General features: G+C 72.3%; 14 protein-coding genes. 5 read left to right on the forward strand and 9 right to left on the reverse strand.

The window, feature by feature from the left end; all coding sequences use genetic code 11:
- Window positions 1–333 precede the first annotated feature (333 nt).
- Both ACIRR9_RS40450 and ACIRR9_RS40455 read left to right on the forward strand, forming a co-directional pair.
- Window positions 334–1,107: a GNAT family N-acetyltransferase gene (locus ACIRR9_RS40450; protein WP_123979026.1), complete on the forward strand. Its 774-nt coding sequence runs from the start codon at window positions 334–336 to the stop codon at window positions 1,105–1,107.
- Window positions 1,107–1,991 (forward strand): lysophospholipid acyltransferase family protein, encoded by an 885-nt coding sequence (locus ACIRR9_RS40455; protein ID WP_403762949.1) that lies wholly within the window; start codon window positions 1,107–1,109, stop codon window positions 1,989–1,991. Before ACIRR9_RS40450 ends, ACIRR9_RS40455 begins: the two co-directional genes overlap by 1 nt.
- Window positions 1,992–2,052: 61 nt before the next feature.
- Here ACIRR9_RS40455 and ACIRR9_RS40460 read toward each other — a convergent pair whose 3' ends face one another.
- Both ACIRR9_RS40460 and ACIRR9_RS40465 read right to left on the reverse strand, forming a co-directional pair.
- The gene (locus tag ACIRR9_RS40460; RefSeq protein WP_403762952.1) at window positions 2,053–4,389 is read right to left on the reverse strand and encodes an ATP-binding cassette domain-containing protein; all 2,337 of its coding nucleotides are present in this window, start codon (window positions 4,387–4,389) and stop codon (window positions 2,053–2,055) included.
- Between the two features lie 111 nt (window positions 4,390–4,500).
- Complete coding sequence (locus ACIRR9_RS40465; protein ID WP_403762955.1) at window positions 4,501–4,692, reverse strand: antitoxin; 192 nt, start codon at window positions 4,690–4,692, stop codon at window positions 4,501–4,503.
- 188 nt (window positions 4,693–4,880) lie between these two features.
- On the opposite strand from ACIRR9_RS40465, the gene ACIRR9_RS40470 reads away from it, so the two are divergent.
- Window positions 4,881–7,352 (forward strand): ATP-dependent Clp protease ATP-binding subunit, encoded by a 2,472-nt coding sequence (locus ACIRR9_RS40470; protein WP_403762958.1) that lies wholly within the window; start codon window positions 4,881–4,883, stop codon window positions 7,350–7,352.
- Here ACIRR9_RS40470 and ACIRR9_RS40475 read toward each other — a convergent pair.
- Together ACIRR9_RS40475 and ACIRR9_RS40480 are read right to left on the reverse strand one after the other, a co-directional pair.
- A complete protein-coding gene (locus ACIRR9_RS40475; protein WP_403762961.1) occupies window positions 7,349–8,347 on the reverse strand; it encodes an LLM class flavin-dependent oxidoreductase in 999 nt (332 codons plus the stop codon). The genes ACIRR9_RS40470 and ACIRR9_RS40475 overlap by 4 nt on opposite strands.
- A 49-nt stretch (window positions 8,348–8,396) precedes the next feature.
- Window positions 8,397–8,624, reverse strand: a complete 228-nt coding sequence (locus tag ACIRR9_RS40480) for a hypothetical protein (RefSeq protein WP_403762964.1) — start codon at window positions 8,622–8,624, stop codon at window positions 8,397–8,399.
- A 105-nt stretch (window positions 8,625–8,729) separates the two neighbouring features.
- Here ACIRR9_RS40480 and ACIRR9_RS40485 point away from each other — a divergent pair, with 105 nt between their 5' ends.
- Window positions 8,730–9,221 carry an HAD family acid phosphatase gene (locus ACIRR9_RS40485; protein WP_403762967.1) on the forward strand — a complete coding sequence of 164 codons (492 nt, stop codon included), beginning with the start codon at window positions 8,730–8,732 and terminating at the stop codon, window positions 9,219–9,221.
- A gap of 46 nt (window positions 9,222–9,267) precedes the next feature.
- Here the strand turns inward: ACIRR9_RS40485 and ACIRR9_RS40490 are convergent, their stop codons facing one another.
- The gene (locus ACIRR9_RS40490) at window positions 9,268–9,483 is read right to left on the reverse strand and encodes a dodecin (protein WP_123979033.1); all 216 of its coding nucleotides are present in this window, start codon (window positions 9,481–9,483) and stop codon (window positions 9,268–9,270) included.
- Window positions 9,484–9,697: 214 nt separating this feature from the next.
- Between ACIRR9_RS40490 and ACIRR9_RS40495 the strand changes: the two genes are divergently transcribed.
- Window positions 9,698–10,960: an extracellular solute-binding protein gene (locus tag ACIRR9_RS40495; RefSeq protein WP_403762970.1), complete on the forward strand. Its 1,263-nt coding sequence runs from the start codon at window positions 9,698–9,700 to the stop codon at window positions 10,958–10,960.
- Between the two features lies 1 nt (window position 10,961).
- Here ACIRR9_RS40495 and egtD read toward each other — a convergent pair whose 3' ends face one another.
- The 4 genes from egtD to egtA are packed head-to-tail and all read right to left on the reverse strand — an operon-like array spanning window position 10,962 to window position 15,374.
- On the reverse strand, window positions 10,962–11,924 hold the full coding sequence (gene egtD / locus ACIRR9_RS40500) for an L-histidine N(alpha)-methyltransferase (RefSeq protein WP_403762973.1): 963 nt from the start codon (window positions 11,922–11,924) through the stop codon (window positions 10,962–10,964).
- Window positions 11,921–12,724, reverse strand: a complete 804-nt coding sequence (gene egtC, locus ACIRR9_RS40505) for an ergothioneine biosynthesis protein EgtC (protein ID WP_403762976.1) — start codon at window positions 12,722–12,724, stop codon at window positions 11,921–11,923. The genes egtD and egtC overlap by 4 nt, the downstream gene beginning before the upstream one ends.
- Window positions 12,724–14,049 carry an ergothioneine biosynthesis protein EgtB gene (egtB, locus tag ACIRR9_RS40510; protein ID WP_403762979.1) on the reverse strand — a complete coding sequence of 442 codons (1,326 nt, stop codon included), beginning with the start codon at window positions 14,047–14,049 and terminating at the stop codon, window positions 12,724–12,726. Before egtB ends, egtC begins: the two co-directional genes overlap by 1 nt.
- Window positions 14,046–15,374: an ergothioneine biosynthesis glutamate--cysteine ligase EgtA gene (egtA, locus tag ACIRR9_RS40515; protein WP_403762982.1), complete on the reverse strand. Its 1,329-nt coding sequence runs from the start codon at window positions 15,372–15,374 to the stop codon at window positions 14,046–14,048. The genes egtB and egtA overlap by 4 nt, the downstream gene beginning before the upstream one ends.
- Window positions 15,375–15,484 lie beyond the last annotated feature (110 nt).

Genomic DNA, 15,484 nt, shown 5'->3' on the forward strand with positions numbered 1-15,484 from the left:
CGCCCGCGCGGCGGCAGCCGCATATCAAATGCAGCCCGGCGCCCCTTACGGGGCGCTGTCCTTCGGGGCGTTGAAAAGTCACAGACGTTCGCCGGAAGGTGCGGACGGGCGGGGTCGGTGTGGTGCTCACCGGCCCCGTCTCGCGTTTCTTTACGGCCGTTTGACCACGGCAGCGTTACTCTCAGGCGTCTGTGAGTGACCGGAAAGGGTGCGACCCCCGGCATTCAGCAGTCGCACATCCACGGGTCCCGTGCACGTCACGCCGAGTCCAGCCTGCCACGGAAGAAAGCAGGTGCAGATTTCCTCAGCTTCCGCTCGGCGCAGGAGACCTCCATGACCGCCATGCCCGCCTCACCCCCCGCTCTCGCCGCCCCGACCGGGGACTCCGGCTATCTGGTGCAGCTCGCCCGCGACGAGGACGACGTCCGGGCCGCGCAGCGACTGCGCCACCAGGTCTTCGCCGGAGAGATGGGTGCCCGGCTCGACGGGCCGGAGCCGGGTCTGGACGTGGACGCCTTCGACGCGTACTGCGACCACCTCCTCATCCGCGAAGCCCTCACCGGCGAGGTCGTCGGCACCTACCGGCTGCTGCCGCCCGAGCGCGCCGCCGTAGCCGGCCGCCTGTACTCCGAGGGCGAGTTCGACCTCGGCCCGCTCGCCGGCATCCGCTCCGGCCTCGTCGAGGTCGGCCGCTCCTGTGTACACCCCGCCCACCGCGACGGCGCCGTGATCGGCCTCATATGGGCCGGCATCGCCCGCTACATGGTGGACCGCGGCCACGAGTGGCTGGCCGGCTGCTGCTCCGTCCCGCTCGCCGACGGCGGCGCCCTCGCCGCCGCCACCTGGGACAAGGTCCAGGCCAAGCACCTCGCCCCGGAGGAGTTCCGGGTACGGCCCCTGAACCCCTGGGTGCCCACCGGACCCGCCCCCGAGGGCCGTACCGAACTGCCCGCCCTGCTGCGCGGCTACCTCCGCCTCGGCGCCTGGGTGTGCGGGGAGCCCGCGCACGACCCGGACTTCGGGGTCGCCGACATGTACGTGCTGCTGTCGATGCGCCGGGTCAACGCGCGCTATCTGCGGCACTTCCTCTCGCTCGTCCCGGCCTGATGAGCGTCTGGCTGCCCAGCGCGCCCTGCACCCCGGGCGCGTGCGTGGAACGCGTGGGGTCTCTCGCGGCCGTACCCCGGGCCGTGCTGCGGTTCACCGCGGTCGTGGTCCTGATGCTGACCGCGATCATGCTGGTGCCGCTCGGCTGGGGGTCCCCCCGCTTGCGGGGGAGGATACCCGCCGAGTGGGTGCGGCGGTTCTGCCGGCTGCTCGTGCGGGCCGCCGGGGTCCGGGTCCGGATCACCGGCAGCGCACCCGCCACCGGCGGGGTGCTCCTCGTCGCCAACCACATCTCCTGGCTGGACATCCCGCTGCTGGCCGCCGTACGGCCCGCGCGGATGCTCGCCAAGAAGGAGATCCGCGAGTGGCCGGTGGCCGGGCCGCTGGTGGCGGGGGCCGGCGTGCTGTTCATCGACCGGGACCGGCTGCGTGCCCTGCCGGACACGGTCGGCCGGATCGCGGGGGCGCTGCGGGAGGGCGCCGCGGTGGTCGCCTTCCCGGAGGGCAGCACCTGGTGCGGCCGGGCCCAGGGGCGGTTCCGGCGGGCCGTGTTCCAGGCCGCGCTGGACGCCGGCGCGCCCGTGCAGCCGGTGCGGCTGCGGTACCGCCTGGAAGGCGGGACCGCCAGCACCGTGCCCGCCTATGTCGGCGAGGACACGTTGCTGGCCTCCCTGTGGCGGGTGGTGACGACCCGTGGCCTGGTCGCCGAGGTGGACGTACGGCCGCTGATAGCGGCCGGCAGCCACCCGGACCGGCGTACCCTCGCCCACGCCGCCCAGCCGGTGACCCACGAACCGGCCTGGACGCACGCGGCTCTGGTGAGCTCCGACCGGGGTGCCCAGTGGGCGGTCCCCCAATGGAACCTGAGCAAGTCGACGCCTTAGCCGCCGTCGTCGGGTGGGTCGTCCGGCGGGTGCGCTCCGCCTCGGGGGGCGGAGACGGTCGTCAGCGGAGGGACCGGGACAGATAGGGCGCCGTCACGCTGCCTTCCGCCTGTGCGACCTCGGCCGGCGGGCCCGCCGCGACGACACGGCCGCCCCGGTCCCCGCCGCCCGGCCCCAGATCGATCACCCAGTCCGCACCCGCCACCACCGTCATGTCGTGCTCGACCACCACGACCGTGTGCCCGGCGTCGACCAGCCCGTGCAACTGCCGCATCAGCACCTCGACATCGGCCGGATGCAGCCCCGTCGTCGGCTCGTCGAGGAGGTACAGGGTGTGGCCGCGCCGACCGCGCTGCAACTCGCCGGCGAGCTTGATGCGCTGGGCCTCGCCGCCGGACAGCTCGGTGGCGGGCTGGCCCAGTCGCAGGTAACCCAGCCCCACGTCGAGCAGGGTGCCCAGGCTGCGCGCCACGGCCGGGGTGTCCGCGAAGAACTCCGCCGCGCCCGCCACGGTCAGGTCCAGCACCTGCGCGATGTTCCGCCCCCGGTACGACACTTCGAGCGTCTCGGGGTTGTAGCGCGCCCCGCCGCAGTCCGGGCAGGGCGCATAGGTGCTCGGCAGGAACAGCAGCTCCACGCTGACGAATCCCTCGCCCTGGCAGGTTTCGCAGCGCCCGCCGCTCACATTGAAGGAGAACCGGCCGACGCCGTAACCGCGCTCCCGCGCCTGGTCGGTGGCCGCGAACACCTTCCGCACGACGTCGAACAGGCCGGTGTAGGTGGCCAGGTTGGAGCGTGGGGTGCGGCCGATCGGCTTCTGGTCGACCGAGACCAGCCGGCCGACGCCGGCCTGCTCCTCGGTGATCTCGCCGATCAGCGTCGACTTGCCCGAACCGGAGACCCCGGTGACGGCGGTGAGGACACCGAGCGGGAACTCGGCGGTGACCTCGCGCAGGTTGTGCCGGGTGACCGGGCCGACCGTCAACCAGCCGTCGGCGGAGCGGAGCCGGCGTGCGGGTGCGGGTTCCCGTGCGAACAGGTGGCGGGCCGTGGCCGACTCCGCGACCCCTGCCAGCTCTGCCACCGGTCCGCTGTACAACACCTCCCCGCCGTGTTCTCCGGCGTGCGGCCCCACGTCCACCAGCCAGTCGGCGCCGCGCACCACGTCCAGGTGGTGCTCCACCACGAACACCGAGTTCCCGGCCGCCTTGAGCCGCTCCAGCACCGTGAGCAGCGCCTCGGTGTCCGCCGGGTGCAGTCCGGCCGACGGCTCGTCCAGTACGTAGACGACACCGAAGAGCCCGGAGCGCAACTGGGTGGCCAGCCGTAGGCGTTGGAGCTCGCCTGCCGAGAGCGTGGGGGTCGCCCGGTCCAGGCCGAGATAGCCGAGGCCGAGCTCGACGACCGGTGCGATCCGGGAGACCAGGTCCTCGGTGAGCACCCGCGCGGTCTCCGACGGGCTCTCGCCGTCGAGCAGTTCGGCGAGCTCGGTCAGCGGCAGGGCGGCCAGCTCGGCGATCGTACGGCCGCCGAAGGTCACCGCCAGCGCCTCCGCCCGCAGCCTGTCGCCGCCGCACACCGGACATGGCGCGCTGGTCAGATACCGCTCCGCCTTCGCCCGCAGGGTCGGGCTCCTGGAGTCCGCGAACGTCTTCATCACATACCGGTGGGCGCTCATGTACGTGCCCTGGTACGGCCGTTGGATGCGGTCGGCGTCCCGGACCGGGTGCACGGTGACCACCGGCTGCTCGTCGGTGAACAGGATCCACTCGCGCTGCTCGGCGGGGAGTTCGCGCCAGGGGCGGTCCACGTCGTGACCGAGCGTGTCCAGGATGTCCCGCAGGTTCTTGCCCTGCCAGGCGCCCGGCCAGGCCGCGATCGCGCCGTCGCGGATCGACAGCGACGGATCGGGAACCAGTGACTCCTCGGTCGTACGGTGGACCCGGCCCATGCCGTGGCACTCCGGGCAGGCACCCGCCGCCGTGTTGGGGGAGAAGGCGTCGGAATCGAGGCGTTCGGCGCCCGGCGGATAGTCGCCCGCGCGGGAGAAGAGCATGCGCAGGGAGTTGGAGAGGTTGGTGACCGTGCCGACCGAGGAGCGGGAGGTGGGGGCCGAGCGGCGCTGCTGCAGCGAGACCGCCGGCGGCAGCCCGCTGATCTCGGCGACCTTCGGCGCCCCGACCTGGTGGATCAGCCTGCGCGCGTACGGCGCGACCGACTCGAAGTAGCGCCGCTGGGCCTCGGCGTAGATCGTGCCGAACGCCAGGGACGACTTCCCCGAGCCGGACACACCGGTGAAGACGGCCAGCACGTCCCGGGGGATGTCCACGTCGACGCCCTTGAGGTTGTGCTCACGGGCACCGCGGACGCGGACGTACGGATCGTGGGGGCTGGGCATCGAGCGGAAACTCCGTGACGGGCGACTCGCGGGACAGCGACTCGCTGGGTACTGGACTCGCGGGGCAGGGACAAACCCCGCGATCCTAGCCCGCCCCCGCCCGTCCCCTTCCTACTGCGGAGGGTTCCCCTGGTCCCGCTGCCGGTCGATGTAGTCGTCGGCCTGCTTCTGGGCCGCGTCGACCTGGGACCGGTACTTGTTGCCGGTCCGCTCGTCGAATGCGTCACCGGCCTTCTCGACGCCCTGCCTGGCCTGGTCCTCATGGCCCTTCAGTAGATCCTTGAGCTTGTCCAGCACGGACATGGCAGCCCTCCTCGCTGGTTGAGGCTTACTCCCCAGCGTCACCGGCCGCGGCCGGGTCCGCATCTCGGCAGCCGTCACGGCCGGAGCAGCGGGGTCCGCTTTCCGGCGGACGTCCCCGTGCGGGCCCGGCGCGCCTGTGCGAGCTTGGAAACCGCGGATTCCCGCCGACCGCAGAAAGGCACGGCCCCATGAACACTCCCGGTTTCGGATTCGGACGCAGTCCCTTCGAGGAGTTCGACGAGCTGATGTCCCGCTTCTTCGGCGGATCCGGACCGGGCACACCGGCCCGCCGCCCGCAACGCGTCGACATCGGCAGCCTGCTGTCCGAACGGGCCCGGGAACTGGTCGCCGAGGCACGTGACCTCGCCGCCGCCGAGGGCAGCGAGGAACTGGACGCCCGCCATCTGCTGGCCGCCGCCACCACCCACGACTCCACCCGGCGGCTGCTCACCGAAGCCGGCGCGGACCCCGACCAGCTCCGCGAGCGGCTCACCGCCGGCCACGGCGGCGCCGCGAAGACCGAGCCCACCGCCCTCACCCCGGCCGCCAAACGGGCCCTGCTCGACGCCTACCAGATCTCCCGCGCCGAGGGCGCCTCGTACATCGGCCCCGAGCACCTGCTGCGCGCTCTGGCCGCGAACCCCGAGTCGGCGGCCGGGCGGGCGCTCGGCGACAGCGGCTGGGAGCCGACCCGGATGCCCGTCGAGGGCGCGGGGGAGCGGAAGAAGCCCAGCACCACGCCGACCGTCGACGAGTACGGCCGTGATCTCACCGAGGACGCCCGGGCCGGGCGTCTGGACCCGGTGATCGGGCGGGACGAGGAGGTCGAGCAGACCATCGAGGTGCTCTCCCGGCGCAGCAAGAACAACCCCGTGCTGATCGGCGACCCCGGTGTCGGCAAGACGGCCATCGTCGAGGGCATCGCGCAGCGGATCGTCGCCGGGGAGGTGCCCAAGACGCTGGAGGGCAAGCGGCTGGTCTCCCTCGACCTCGCCGGGATGGTGGCCGGCACCAAGTACCGGGGCGAGTTCGAGGAACGGCTGAAGAAACTCCTCGACGAGGTCCGTGAGCACGCCGACGGACTGGTGCTGTTCCTGGACGAGTTGCACACCGTGGTGGGCGCCGGAGGCGGTGGCGACGGAGCCCTCGACGCGGGCAACATCCTCAAACCCGCCCTCGCGCGCGGCGAGTTGCACCTCATCGGCGCGACCACCATCGACGAGTACCGCAAGCACATCGAGAAGGACGCGGCGCTGGAACGCCGGTTCGCGCCCATCCTGGTCGGCGAACCCACCGTCGACGACACCATCGAGATCCTGCGCGGGCTGCGCGACCGCTACGAGGCCCACCACCAGGTCCGCATCACCGACGAGGCGGTGGTCGCGGCGGCCGAGCTGTCCGACCGGTACATCACCTCCCGCTTCCTGCCGGACAAGGCGATCGACCTGATGGACCAGGCCGCCGCCCGGGTCCGGCTGCGTTCCAAGACCCCGCCCACCGACACCCGGGACATCGAGGACCGGATCGCCGCCCTGAGCCGGGAGAAGGACCAGGCCGTCGCCGACGAGGAGTACGAGCGCGCCAAGGAACTCCGCGACCGCATCAAGGAGGCCGAGGGCGAGCTGGAGCGGGTGGGCACCGCCGAGGAGCACGCGCCCAAGGTGACCGCCGAGGACATCGCCGAGGTCGTCTCCCGCACCACCGGCATCCCGGTCGCCCAGCTCACCGAGGAGGAGCGGGAGCGGCTGATGAAGCTGGAGGAGCACCTCCACGAGCGGGTCGTCGGCCAGGACGAGGCGATCACCGCCGTAGCCCGCGCGGTCCGCCGCGCCCGCGCCGGCATGAGCGACCCCAACCGCCCCGTCGGCAGCTTCCTCTTCCTCGGCCCCACCGGCGTCGGCAAGACCGAACTGGCCCGCGCCCTGGCCGCCGCCCTCTTCGGCGACGAGACCCGCATGATCCGCCTGGACATGAGCGAGTTCCAGGAGCGCCACACGGTGTCCCGGCTGGTCGGCGCCCCGCCCGGCTACGTCGGCCACGAGGAGGCCGGCCAGCTCACCGAGGCGGTGCGCAGACAGCCGTACGCCGTACTGCTCCTCGACGAGGTGGAGAAGGCGCACCCGGACGTCTTCAACACCCTGCTCCAGCTCCTCGACGACGGCCGCCTCACCGACTCCCAGGGCCGTACCGTCGACTTCAAGAACACGGTCGTCATCATGACGTCGAACATCGGCGCCGACCGCATCCTGGCCGCCGGCACCGAGAACTACACCAAGGTCCGCGAGGCGGTCATGCCCGCCCTGCAGCAGCACTTCCGCCCGGAGTTCCTCAACCGCATCGACGAGATCATCGTCTTCCGCGGCCTGGACCGCACCCAACTGCGCGAGATCGTCGACCTGTTGCTGGAACACACCCGGAGCAGGCTGCACGCCCAGGACGTCACGCTCGAAGTCACCGACACGGCCGCGGAGCTGCTCGCCAACCTCGGCCACGAACCCGACTTCGGCGCCCGCCCGCTGCGCCGCACCATCCAGCGTGAGGTCGACGACCGCCTCGCCGACCTGCTGCTGTCCGGCCAGCTCGTCGCGGGTGAACGGGCGGTGGTGGACGCGGCCGAGGGCCAGATCGTGATCCGCTCGGACAAACCCGCGACGGTCTAGGAGTTCACGATCGAGGCCAGCCGCCGGTAGGAGTCCAGCAGGGCCGCGCGGTCGTAGGTGCTGGTGGTGACCAGCACCTCGTCCGCGCCGGTCTCCTTGAGGACCGTGTCCAGTTCGTGCGCCACCTGTTTCTCCGTCCCGGCGATGTGCCCGGCGAGCCCGGACTCGTAGAAGCCACGCTCCTTGCCGGTCATCGTCCGGGCCTCGACGTCCTCCGCCGGGGGCAGCGGCGGGAACGTGCCGTGCGTGCGGGAGTACGCCATCGACCAGGCCTCCGGGACCAGGAGCCGGTGGGCCGCCTCCGGGGTGCCGGCGACGGCGATGGTCCCCGAGATCACGACGTACGGCTCGGCGGCCCAGGGGGAGGGGCGGAAACGGTCGCGGTAGTGGTCGATGCCGCGTTGCATCCGCTCGCGGCTGCGCAGATCGCCGATCACCATCGGCAGCCCGGCACGGGCCGCGATGTCCGCGCCCTCGCCCATCGCCAGCACGAACGGCGGCACGCGCAGCCCGTCCGACGGGCGAGCCCGCACCCCGGTCGGCGAGGTGCCCTCGAACCAGCCGAGCAGCTCACCGAGCTGTGCCGCGAAGTCCTCGGCGTCGTCCCTGTCGCGTCCCAGGGCCCTGCGGACCCCGCCGGTGAAGCCCACCGACCGGCCCAGCCCCATGTCGATCCGCCCGGGGTACAGCGACTCCAGTACCCCGAACTGCTCCGCCACGACCAGGGGTTGGTGGTTCGGCAGCATCACCCCGCCGGTGCCGACCCGGATGGTCCGGGTCGCGCCGGCCACGGCGGCGGCCAGCACGGTCGGCGCCGAACCGGCGACCCCGGGCACACCGTGGTGCTCCGACACCCAGAAGCGGTGATAGCCGAGCGCCTCCACTTCCCGTGCCAGCGCCACGGTGTCCCGCAGCGCCTCGCCGGGCGCGTGCCCCTCCCGGGTACGCGAGCGGTCGAGGACGGAGAACCGGGTCCGGGCGATGGTTGCGTTCACGAAGGGTTCAACACTCCGGCCGCCGCAGGATTCCCGCCGTCACTCCACGTCAGCGGCGGGAACGGGCCCGGACGCCCCTCGGCGGGCGGATGAACTGGAGCTCCGGTGCGATCGGCCGCTCGGACACACCGGGCCCGCCCGCCGCCGCGTCGGCCCTCAGCCGTTCCAGCTGCCCGGCGTGGTCGGGGCCCTGGTGCTTGCCGGGGTCGCCGCAGCTGCAGCCCCGGCAGACGACGACCGTGCGGGGACGGTCCGCGGTGAAGTCGGGGAAAGGCATGGGGAGAGCGTGTCGAGTGCGCTCCGGGCCGACGCCGTTGCCCCGGCTCAGGGCGGCCGCCGTTGCCCCGGCCCGGGGCCGCCGCGTGGCGACTAGGGTTGCCGGGTGACAGAGAGCAGCAAGCGTCCGGTCGCCGTGTTCGACATCGACAACACCCTCGCCGACACCGCGCACCGGCAGCGGTTCCTGGAGAGCAGGCCCAGGGACTGGGACGCGTTCTTCGCGGCCGCGGCCCAGGACCCGCCGATCGCCGAGGGGATCGCGCTGGCCGTGGCGACCGCGGAGGAGTGCGAGATCGTCTATCTCACCGGGCGGCCCGAGCGCTGCCGGCGCGACACACTGGACTGGCTCGCCGCCCACGGGCTGCCCGAGGGGCGGGTGCACATGCGGCGCAACGCCGACCGCAGGCCCGCCCGGCACACCAAGCTGGAGATCCTGCGCCGCCTCGCCGAACGGCGTGAGGTCCGCGTCCTGGTCGACGACGACGAGCTGGTGTGCGACGACGCCGAACGGGCCGGGTTCAGGGTGGTACGGGCCCGCTGGGCCGACCGGTCGGCCGCGCTGGAGCAGGCCCAGGAGGGGGAGGGGCGGACCTGAGAGCCGCCGCGGCCGTCGGCTGCCGACCGCCGGCCGACGTACGGCCTCAGTCCTCGCCCTCGATGCGGAAGCCCACCTTCAGGCCCACCTGGTAGTGCTCGATCTGCCCGTTCTCGATCTGGCCCCTGACCTGCGTCACCTCGAACCAGTCCAGATTGCGGAGGGTTTGGCCGGCGCGTGCGACACCGTTGCGGATGGCCTGGTCGATGCCCTCGTGCGAGGTGCCGACGATCTCGGTGACCCGGTAGGTGTGGTTCGACATGCGGGTGCTCCTCTCCGCAGTGACGGGTGTCACGCGTCACTCCACCGTGCCCCATCGGGAAGCGGAGCGCGAGGCGTCGGTTCCGAACTGCTTACAGCCCTTGACCCTCCGCATTGGTCCATACCAAAATCCCGTACACCCCGTACGGGCACTCCTGTGCCCGTTCCCCCACGCCGGGCCCCGTCCCCTGTCCGCCAGACAGAACAGGAACCCCGTGAGACGTCGTCGCCCCCTCACCCTCGTCTGTGTGTCCGCCGCCCTGCTGAGCGCCTGTGGAGTAGTGCCGGGCGTAGGCCACGAGCGGCACACCGTCACGGTGTGGCTGATGCGCAACAGCGCGTCCAAGGATTTCCTGCGCCGGTTCACCGAGGACTTCGAAGGCACCCACAAGGACATCCGCCTCGACATCCGCATCCAGGACTGGAACGGGATCGTCGGCAAGGTCCAGGCTGCGCTGAAGAGCGACTCCGACGACGGGCCCGACGTCATCGAGGTCGGCAACACCCAGGTCCCGCAGTACGTCGAGGGCGGCCGGCTCACCGACCTCACCCTGGAGTCGATGCGCGACTGGGGCAAGGACCAATGGCTGCCCGGCCTCGCCGAACCCGGCCGGGACGACTCCCGCCAGTACGGCATCCCCTGGTACGCGGCCAACCGGGTCGTCATCTACCGCAAGGACCTCTTCGCGAAGGCCGGCATCACCTCCCCGCCGAAGACCCGGAAGGAGTGGCTGGCCGACACCCAGAAGCTCGACTCCGGTGGGAGGCAGGGGATCTATCTGGCCGGACAGGACTGGTACACGCTCTCCGGGTTCGTCTGGGACGAGGGCGGCGACCTCGCCGAGCAGACGGATGCCGGGTGGAAGGGCGCGCTGGACAGCCCCGCCGCGCTGCGCGGGATGGACTTCTACCGGCGGCTCCAGGCCCTCGGCAAGGGGCCCGTGCACGCCGACGAGGAACACCCGCCCCAGGCAGGGGTGTTCGCGGACGGCGAGGTCGCCCAGATCATCGCGGTGCCCGGGCTCACCCAGTCCATCGTGCAGGTGAACCCCCGGTTCAAGGACGACATCGGGTACTTCCCGGTGCCGGGGCTCACGGCCGGCCACCCCGGTGCCGTCTTCACCGGCGGCTCCGACCTCGTCGTACCGCAGAACACCGACCGGCCCTACGACGCGACCGCCGTCGTCGGTGCGCTGACCGGTGCCAAGTGGGACACCGACCTCGCCCGCACCATGAACTACGTGCCCAACAAGGCCACGCTGGCGGGCGCGGTCGCCGGGGAGGAGGGGGTCGCCGCCATGGCGGCGGGCGCCGCGCGGGGACGGGCGACCCCCCACACCCCGGACTGGCCGGCCGTCGAGGCCGACAACCCGATCAAGGGCTATATGACCAGGGTGCTCGGTGGTGCGGACCCCGTGACCGAGGCCCGCCGCGCCTCCCGGCGCATCACCGAGCTCCTCGCACCGAACTTCGGGTGACTCAGCGGGCCATACTCAGGGACAGCGCGAAGCGGTCCTGCGAGTCGGTCCACCAGTTGGTCAACTCCATTCCGGCGGTCGCCAGTTCGGCGGTCACTCCGGCCCGCCGGAACTTCGCCGACACCTCGGTGCGCAGTTCCTCGCCCGCCGCGAAGTCCACGGCCAGATCGAGCGCCGGGACTTTCACGGTCTGCGCGACCCGCGAGCGCAGCCGCATCTCGATCCATTCGTTGTCCGCGTCCCACAGGGCGACATGCTCGAAGGAGTCCGGGTCGAAGTCGGCGTCCAGCTCCCGGTCGACGACGGCCAGGACGTTCTTGTTGAACTCGGCCGTCACCCCGGCCGCGTCGTCGTACGCCCGGACCAGGACCTCCTCGTCCTTGACCAGGTCGGTGCCGAGCAGCAGCGCGTCGCCGGGCGCGAGGAGGCGCCGGACCGAGGCCAGGAACCTGGCCCGCTCGGCCGGGAGCAGATTGCCGATCGTACCGCCGAGGAAGGCCAGCAACCGCGGTCCCGGCGTTTCCGGCAGTTCCATCCGGCCGGTGAAGTCGGCGATCAGGGCGTGCACGGTCAGCCACGGGCGCTCCTCGATGAGTGCCTGCCCGGCCTGCGTCAGCGCGCTCTCGCTGACGTCGACCGGGACGTACACCTGGAGACCCGTGAGCGCGTCGATCAGCAGCCGGGTCTTCTCGGAGGAGCCCGAGCCCAGCTCCACCAGGGTGCGGGCACCGCTCGCGGCGGCGATCTCACCGGACCGGGCGAGCAGGATCTCGCGCTCGGCCCGGGTCGGGTAGTACTCGGGCAGTTCGGTGATCTCCTCGAAGAGCTCGCTGCCGCGGGCGTCGTAGAACCACTTCGGCGGCAGCGTCTTGGGGGTGGCGGTGAGGCCGTTCAGGACATCGGCGCGCAGCGCGGCGTCCGTGGCGTCCTCGGGAAGGGTGCGGGTGACACGGAGGGGGCTCACGTACAGGGCTCCTTAGGAGATACGGATGCCAGGTCCTCGGCCGGGGCGAGCTCGATGGGGGTGAGTACGACGCCCGTGCGGCTCGCGGTGAGCAGCGTGCGGTCGGGGACCTCCCGCCAGCGCGGGTCGTCGTCGTACGGCTCGGAGGCGACGACGGTGCGGCCGGGTTCCGAGAGGTGGAAGAGGCTGTCGCCCCAGGTGGTGGCGGCGATGGTCGCGCCGTCCGTGAGGAGGAGGTTGAGGCGGGCGGCCGGAGCAGCCTCGGCGATCTGAAGAACCGTTTCGGCAAGGGCTGGGCCCGGTTCGGTGCCGGATCGCAGCCGGTGCAGGGCCAGCGCCCAGACGAATGCCGAGTCGGTGCGTGCCTCCATGGACAGCAGGTCGACCGGGGGCAGCAGGGGGACCAGGGGCGCCACGGACTGCGGCCAGCCGGGGATCGCCCCGTTGTGGCTGAACAGCCAGCGGCCCGCGGCGAACGGCGCCGCCGCGGCCTCCCCGTCCGCACCCGCCAGGGTGGCGTCCCGTACGGCGGCCAGCAGCGCGCCGGTGCGGACGACCCGGGCCAGGTCGGCGAAGGACGGGTCGGCCCAGATCGGCACCGCCCGCCGGTACCGGGCCGGCCGCGGATCCGTGCCCTGGGGGTCCGGTGCATACCAACCCACCCCGAAACCATCGGCGTTGACCGTGCCGTACCGCTGCCGCCGAGGTGCCCACGACTGCCGGTAGAGGGAGTGCGCGGGCTCCACGAGGAGCCGGCCGAGCGGCTCCTCGGGTCCCAGGCAGGCCAGATGACGGCACATCAGACGGTCTCCGCGGAACGGGCGGTGCGGAAGCCGGAGAAGATCTGCCGCCGGATCGGGTAGTCCCAGTTGCGGAACGTCCCCCGGCAGGCCACCTGGTCCACGGCGAACGAACCGCCGCGCAGCACCTTGTGCTCGGGGCCGAAGAACACCTCCGAGTACTCCTTGTAGGGGAAGGCGGTGAAGCCGGGGTAGGGGAGGAAGTCGCTCGACGTCCACTCCCACACGTCGCCGATCAACTGCCGCACGCCCAGGGGCGATTCGCCCTCGGGGTAGCTGCCCGCCGGGGCCGGGCGCAGATGGCGCTGGCCGAGGTTGGCGTGGGCCGGGGCGGGGTCGGCGTCGCCCCACGGGTAGCGGCGCGAGCGGTTCTCGCCGGGGTGGTGCCGGGCGGCCTTCTCCCACTCGGCCTCGGTGGGCAGCCGGCGCCCGGCCCAGCGGGCGTAGGCGTCCGCCTCGTACCAGCACACGTGCAGCACCGGCTCCTCGGGCGGCACGACCTCGGTGACCCCGAACCGGCGGCGCAGCCACTGGCCGCCCTCCCGGTGCCAGAACTGCGGCGCCGAGATGGAGTGCTTGCGGATGTGGGCCCAGCCCTCCGGAGTCCACCAGTGCTCGTTCTCGTAGCCGCCGTCTTCGATGAACGCCAGGTACCGGCCGTTGGTCACCGGGGTGGTGTCGATCCAGTAGGCGGCCACCTCACGCCGGTGCGCCGGGCGTTCGTTGTCCAGCGCCCACGGCTCGGTGGAGGTGCCCATGGTGAACGGGCCGCCGGGGACCAGGACTTCGGCCGGACCGGTGAACGGCGGCGCCGGGTCCGGGTCGGGGGCGGTGAGGGCCTGCGGACCCTTGCGCAGCTGATGGGTGATCAGCATCGTCTCGTCGTGCTGCTGTTCGTGCTGCGCGATCATCCCGAAGGCGAAGCCCGCCTCGGTCAGCCGGGTGCCGCTGAACGCCGCGCTCTCCAGCAGGTCGAACGCCCGGCCGCGCACCTCCGCCGCGTACTGCCGGGCCTCGGCGGGCGGCAGCAGCGGCAGCGAGGGCCGCTCGGAACGCGGGTGCTCGAAGGCGTCGTACAGGGTGTCGATCTCGGGGCGCATCGGCTCCCGGCCGCCGACGTTGCGCAGCAGCCAGAGCTCCTCCTGGTTGCCGATGTGCGCGAGGTCCCAGACCAGCGGCGACATCAGGGGGGAGTGCTGGGCGGTGAGATCGGGCTCTTCCACGCAGCTGGTCAGGAGCGTGGTGCGGTCGCGGGCCGTGGTCAGGGACTTGAGCGCCCGCTCACGCAGAGCCTCGATATCGATGTCGGTCTCGGTCTCGGTCATGCGCTGATGTCCTTCCCCTGGGCGCGAGCGGCCGTGCCGCGCAGTCGGTCCAGCAGGTCGTCGGCCGGGCAGCGGCCCTGGCGGACGTACCGGTCCAGGTACTCCGTCACGGCGGCCACGACCTCGGGGGTCGCGCCGAGCCGGGGCAGGGCTTCCACCGCCGCCGTGAAACAGACGACGGCGGCCTCGTGCAGCTCCGGGTCCCCGAGCCCGGTCCGTGCCGCGTCGAGCCACAGCGGATTGTGCGGGGCGGGCAGCGACACGGCCCGTTCGACCAGCGGTTTCACCGTCCGGTACGCGGTCTCGGCGGCCTCCGGGTCGTCGAACAGCGCCGCCGTCACCGCCAGCGGCACGATCCACCCGTCGTCACCCGGCTGCGCGTCGATCATCCGCAGCTCCAGATGGCCGCGCGGCCTGACCGGCGGGAACAGCGTGGTGAGGTGGTAGTCGAGATCCTCCCTGGTGGGCACGCCCGACCGGGTCCACTCCCGGAAGGTCAGCCCGTCGGGCACCTCCCAGGGACCGGTGTCCCGCCGTACGCACATCACCGGGGCGTCCAGGACGTGCCGGGCCCAGGATGCCCGGGGGTCGCCGTCCAGCGGGGGCGCGCCCGCACGGCCCGCGCCGATCTCCATCCACAGCAGCTGTCGGGTGGACAGCCAGCCGGTGGGCCGGCTGTCCACCAGGGGGGAGTTGGCGAAGGCGGCCACCAGGACGGGGCCCAGCTGATGGGCCAGCCACCAGCGGCGGGTGTGCCCCAGCGGGCCGGGCTCCTCATGGCCGGCGTCCAGGCAGACCTGCACGGAGGCCGAGGTGCACATCATGTGGCGGCCCGCGGTGCCGGTGCGGTCCAGGCATCTCTCCATCGCCTCGTAGCGTGGTTCGCGCAGGAAGCGGCGGGGTGTGTGCCAGGGATCGTGACCGACGCCCATGAGACCGAGGTCCCGCTCTGCGAGAACCGTACGGACGGCGTCCAGGTCGGCGGAGACGGTGCCGATGCACTCCATCAGGGAGGCGGCGGGCGGCGAGCTGAGCTCCAGCTGGCCGCCGGGTTCGACGGTGAGCGCCGACCCCAGGGGCACCGTGCGCAGTGCGGCGTAGGCCGCTTCGAGTCGTTCGGATGTCACCGGGAGCTGCGGCTGCCGCAGCTCGTGGACCAGCCATTCCACTTCGACCCCGACCGTGCGGGGCGGTCCGGTCTTGAAGCAGATGCCCTTGACCAGGGCCTCCACCTCGGCTTCGGTGACAGCGGTGCGGTCGTCCGAGAAGTCGGTCTTCACCGGCCCGTCGGTACAGTCGCCGCCGTCGGATATCGAGTCGGACATGTCGGGATCCTCCTGAGATTCCACCATGCCGCCGGCCCGGCCTTGGTCGGTCACGGGACGGCATCGTCCGTTCCACCCAAGACCTTCGCGTCCATTCGCACAAGAGTGCC

Source organism: Streptomyces sp. NPDC101234 (genome assembly GCF_044767525.1).
GTDB classification, from domain to species: Bacteria; Actinomycetota; Actinomycetes; order Streptomycetales; family Streptomycetaceae; genus Streptomyces; species Streptomyces sasae.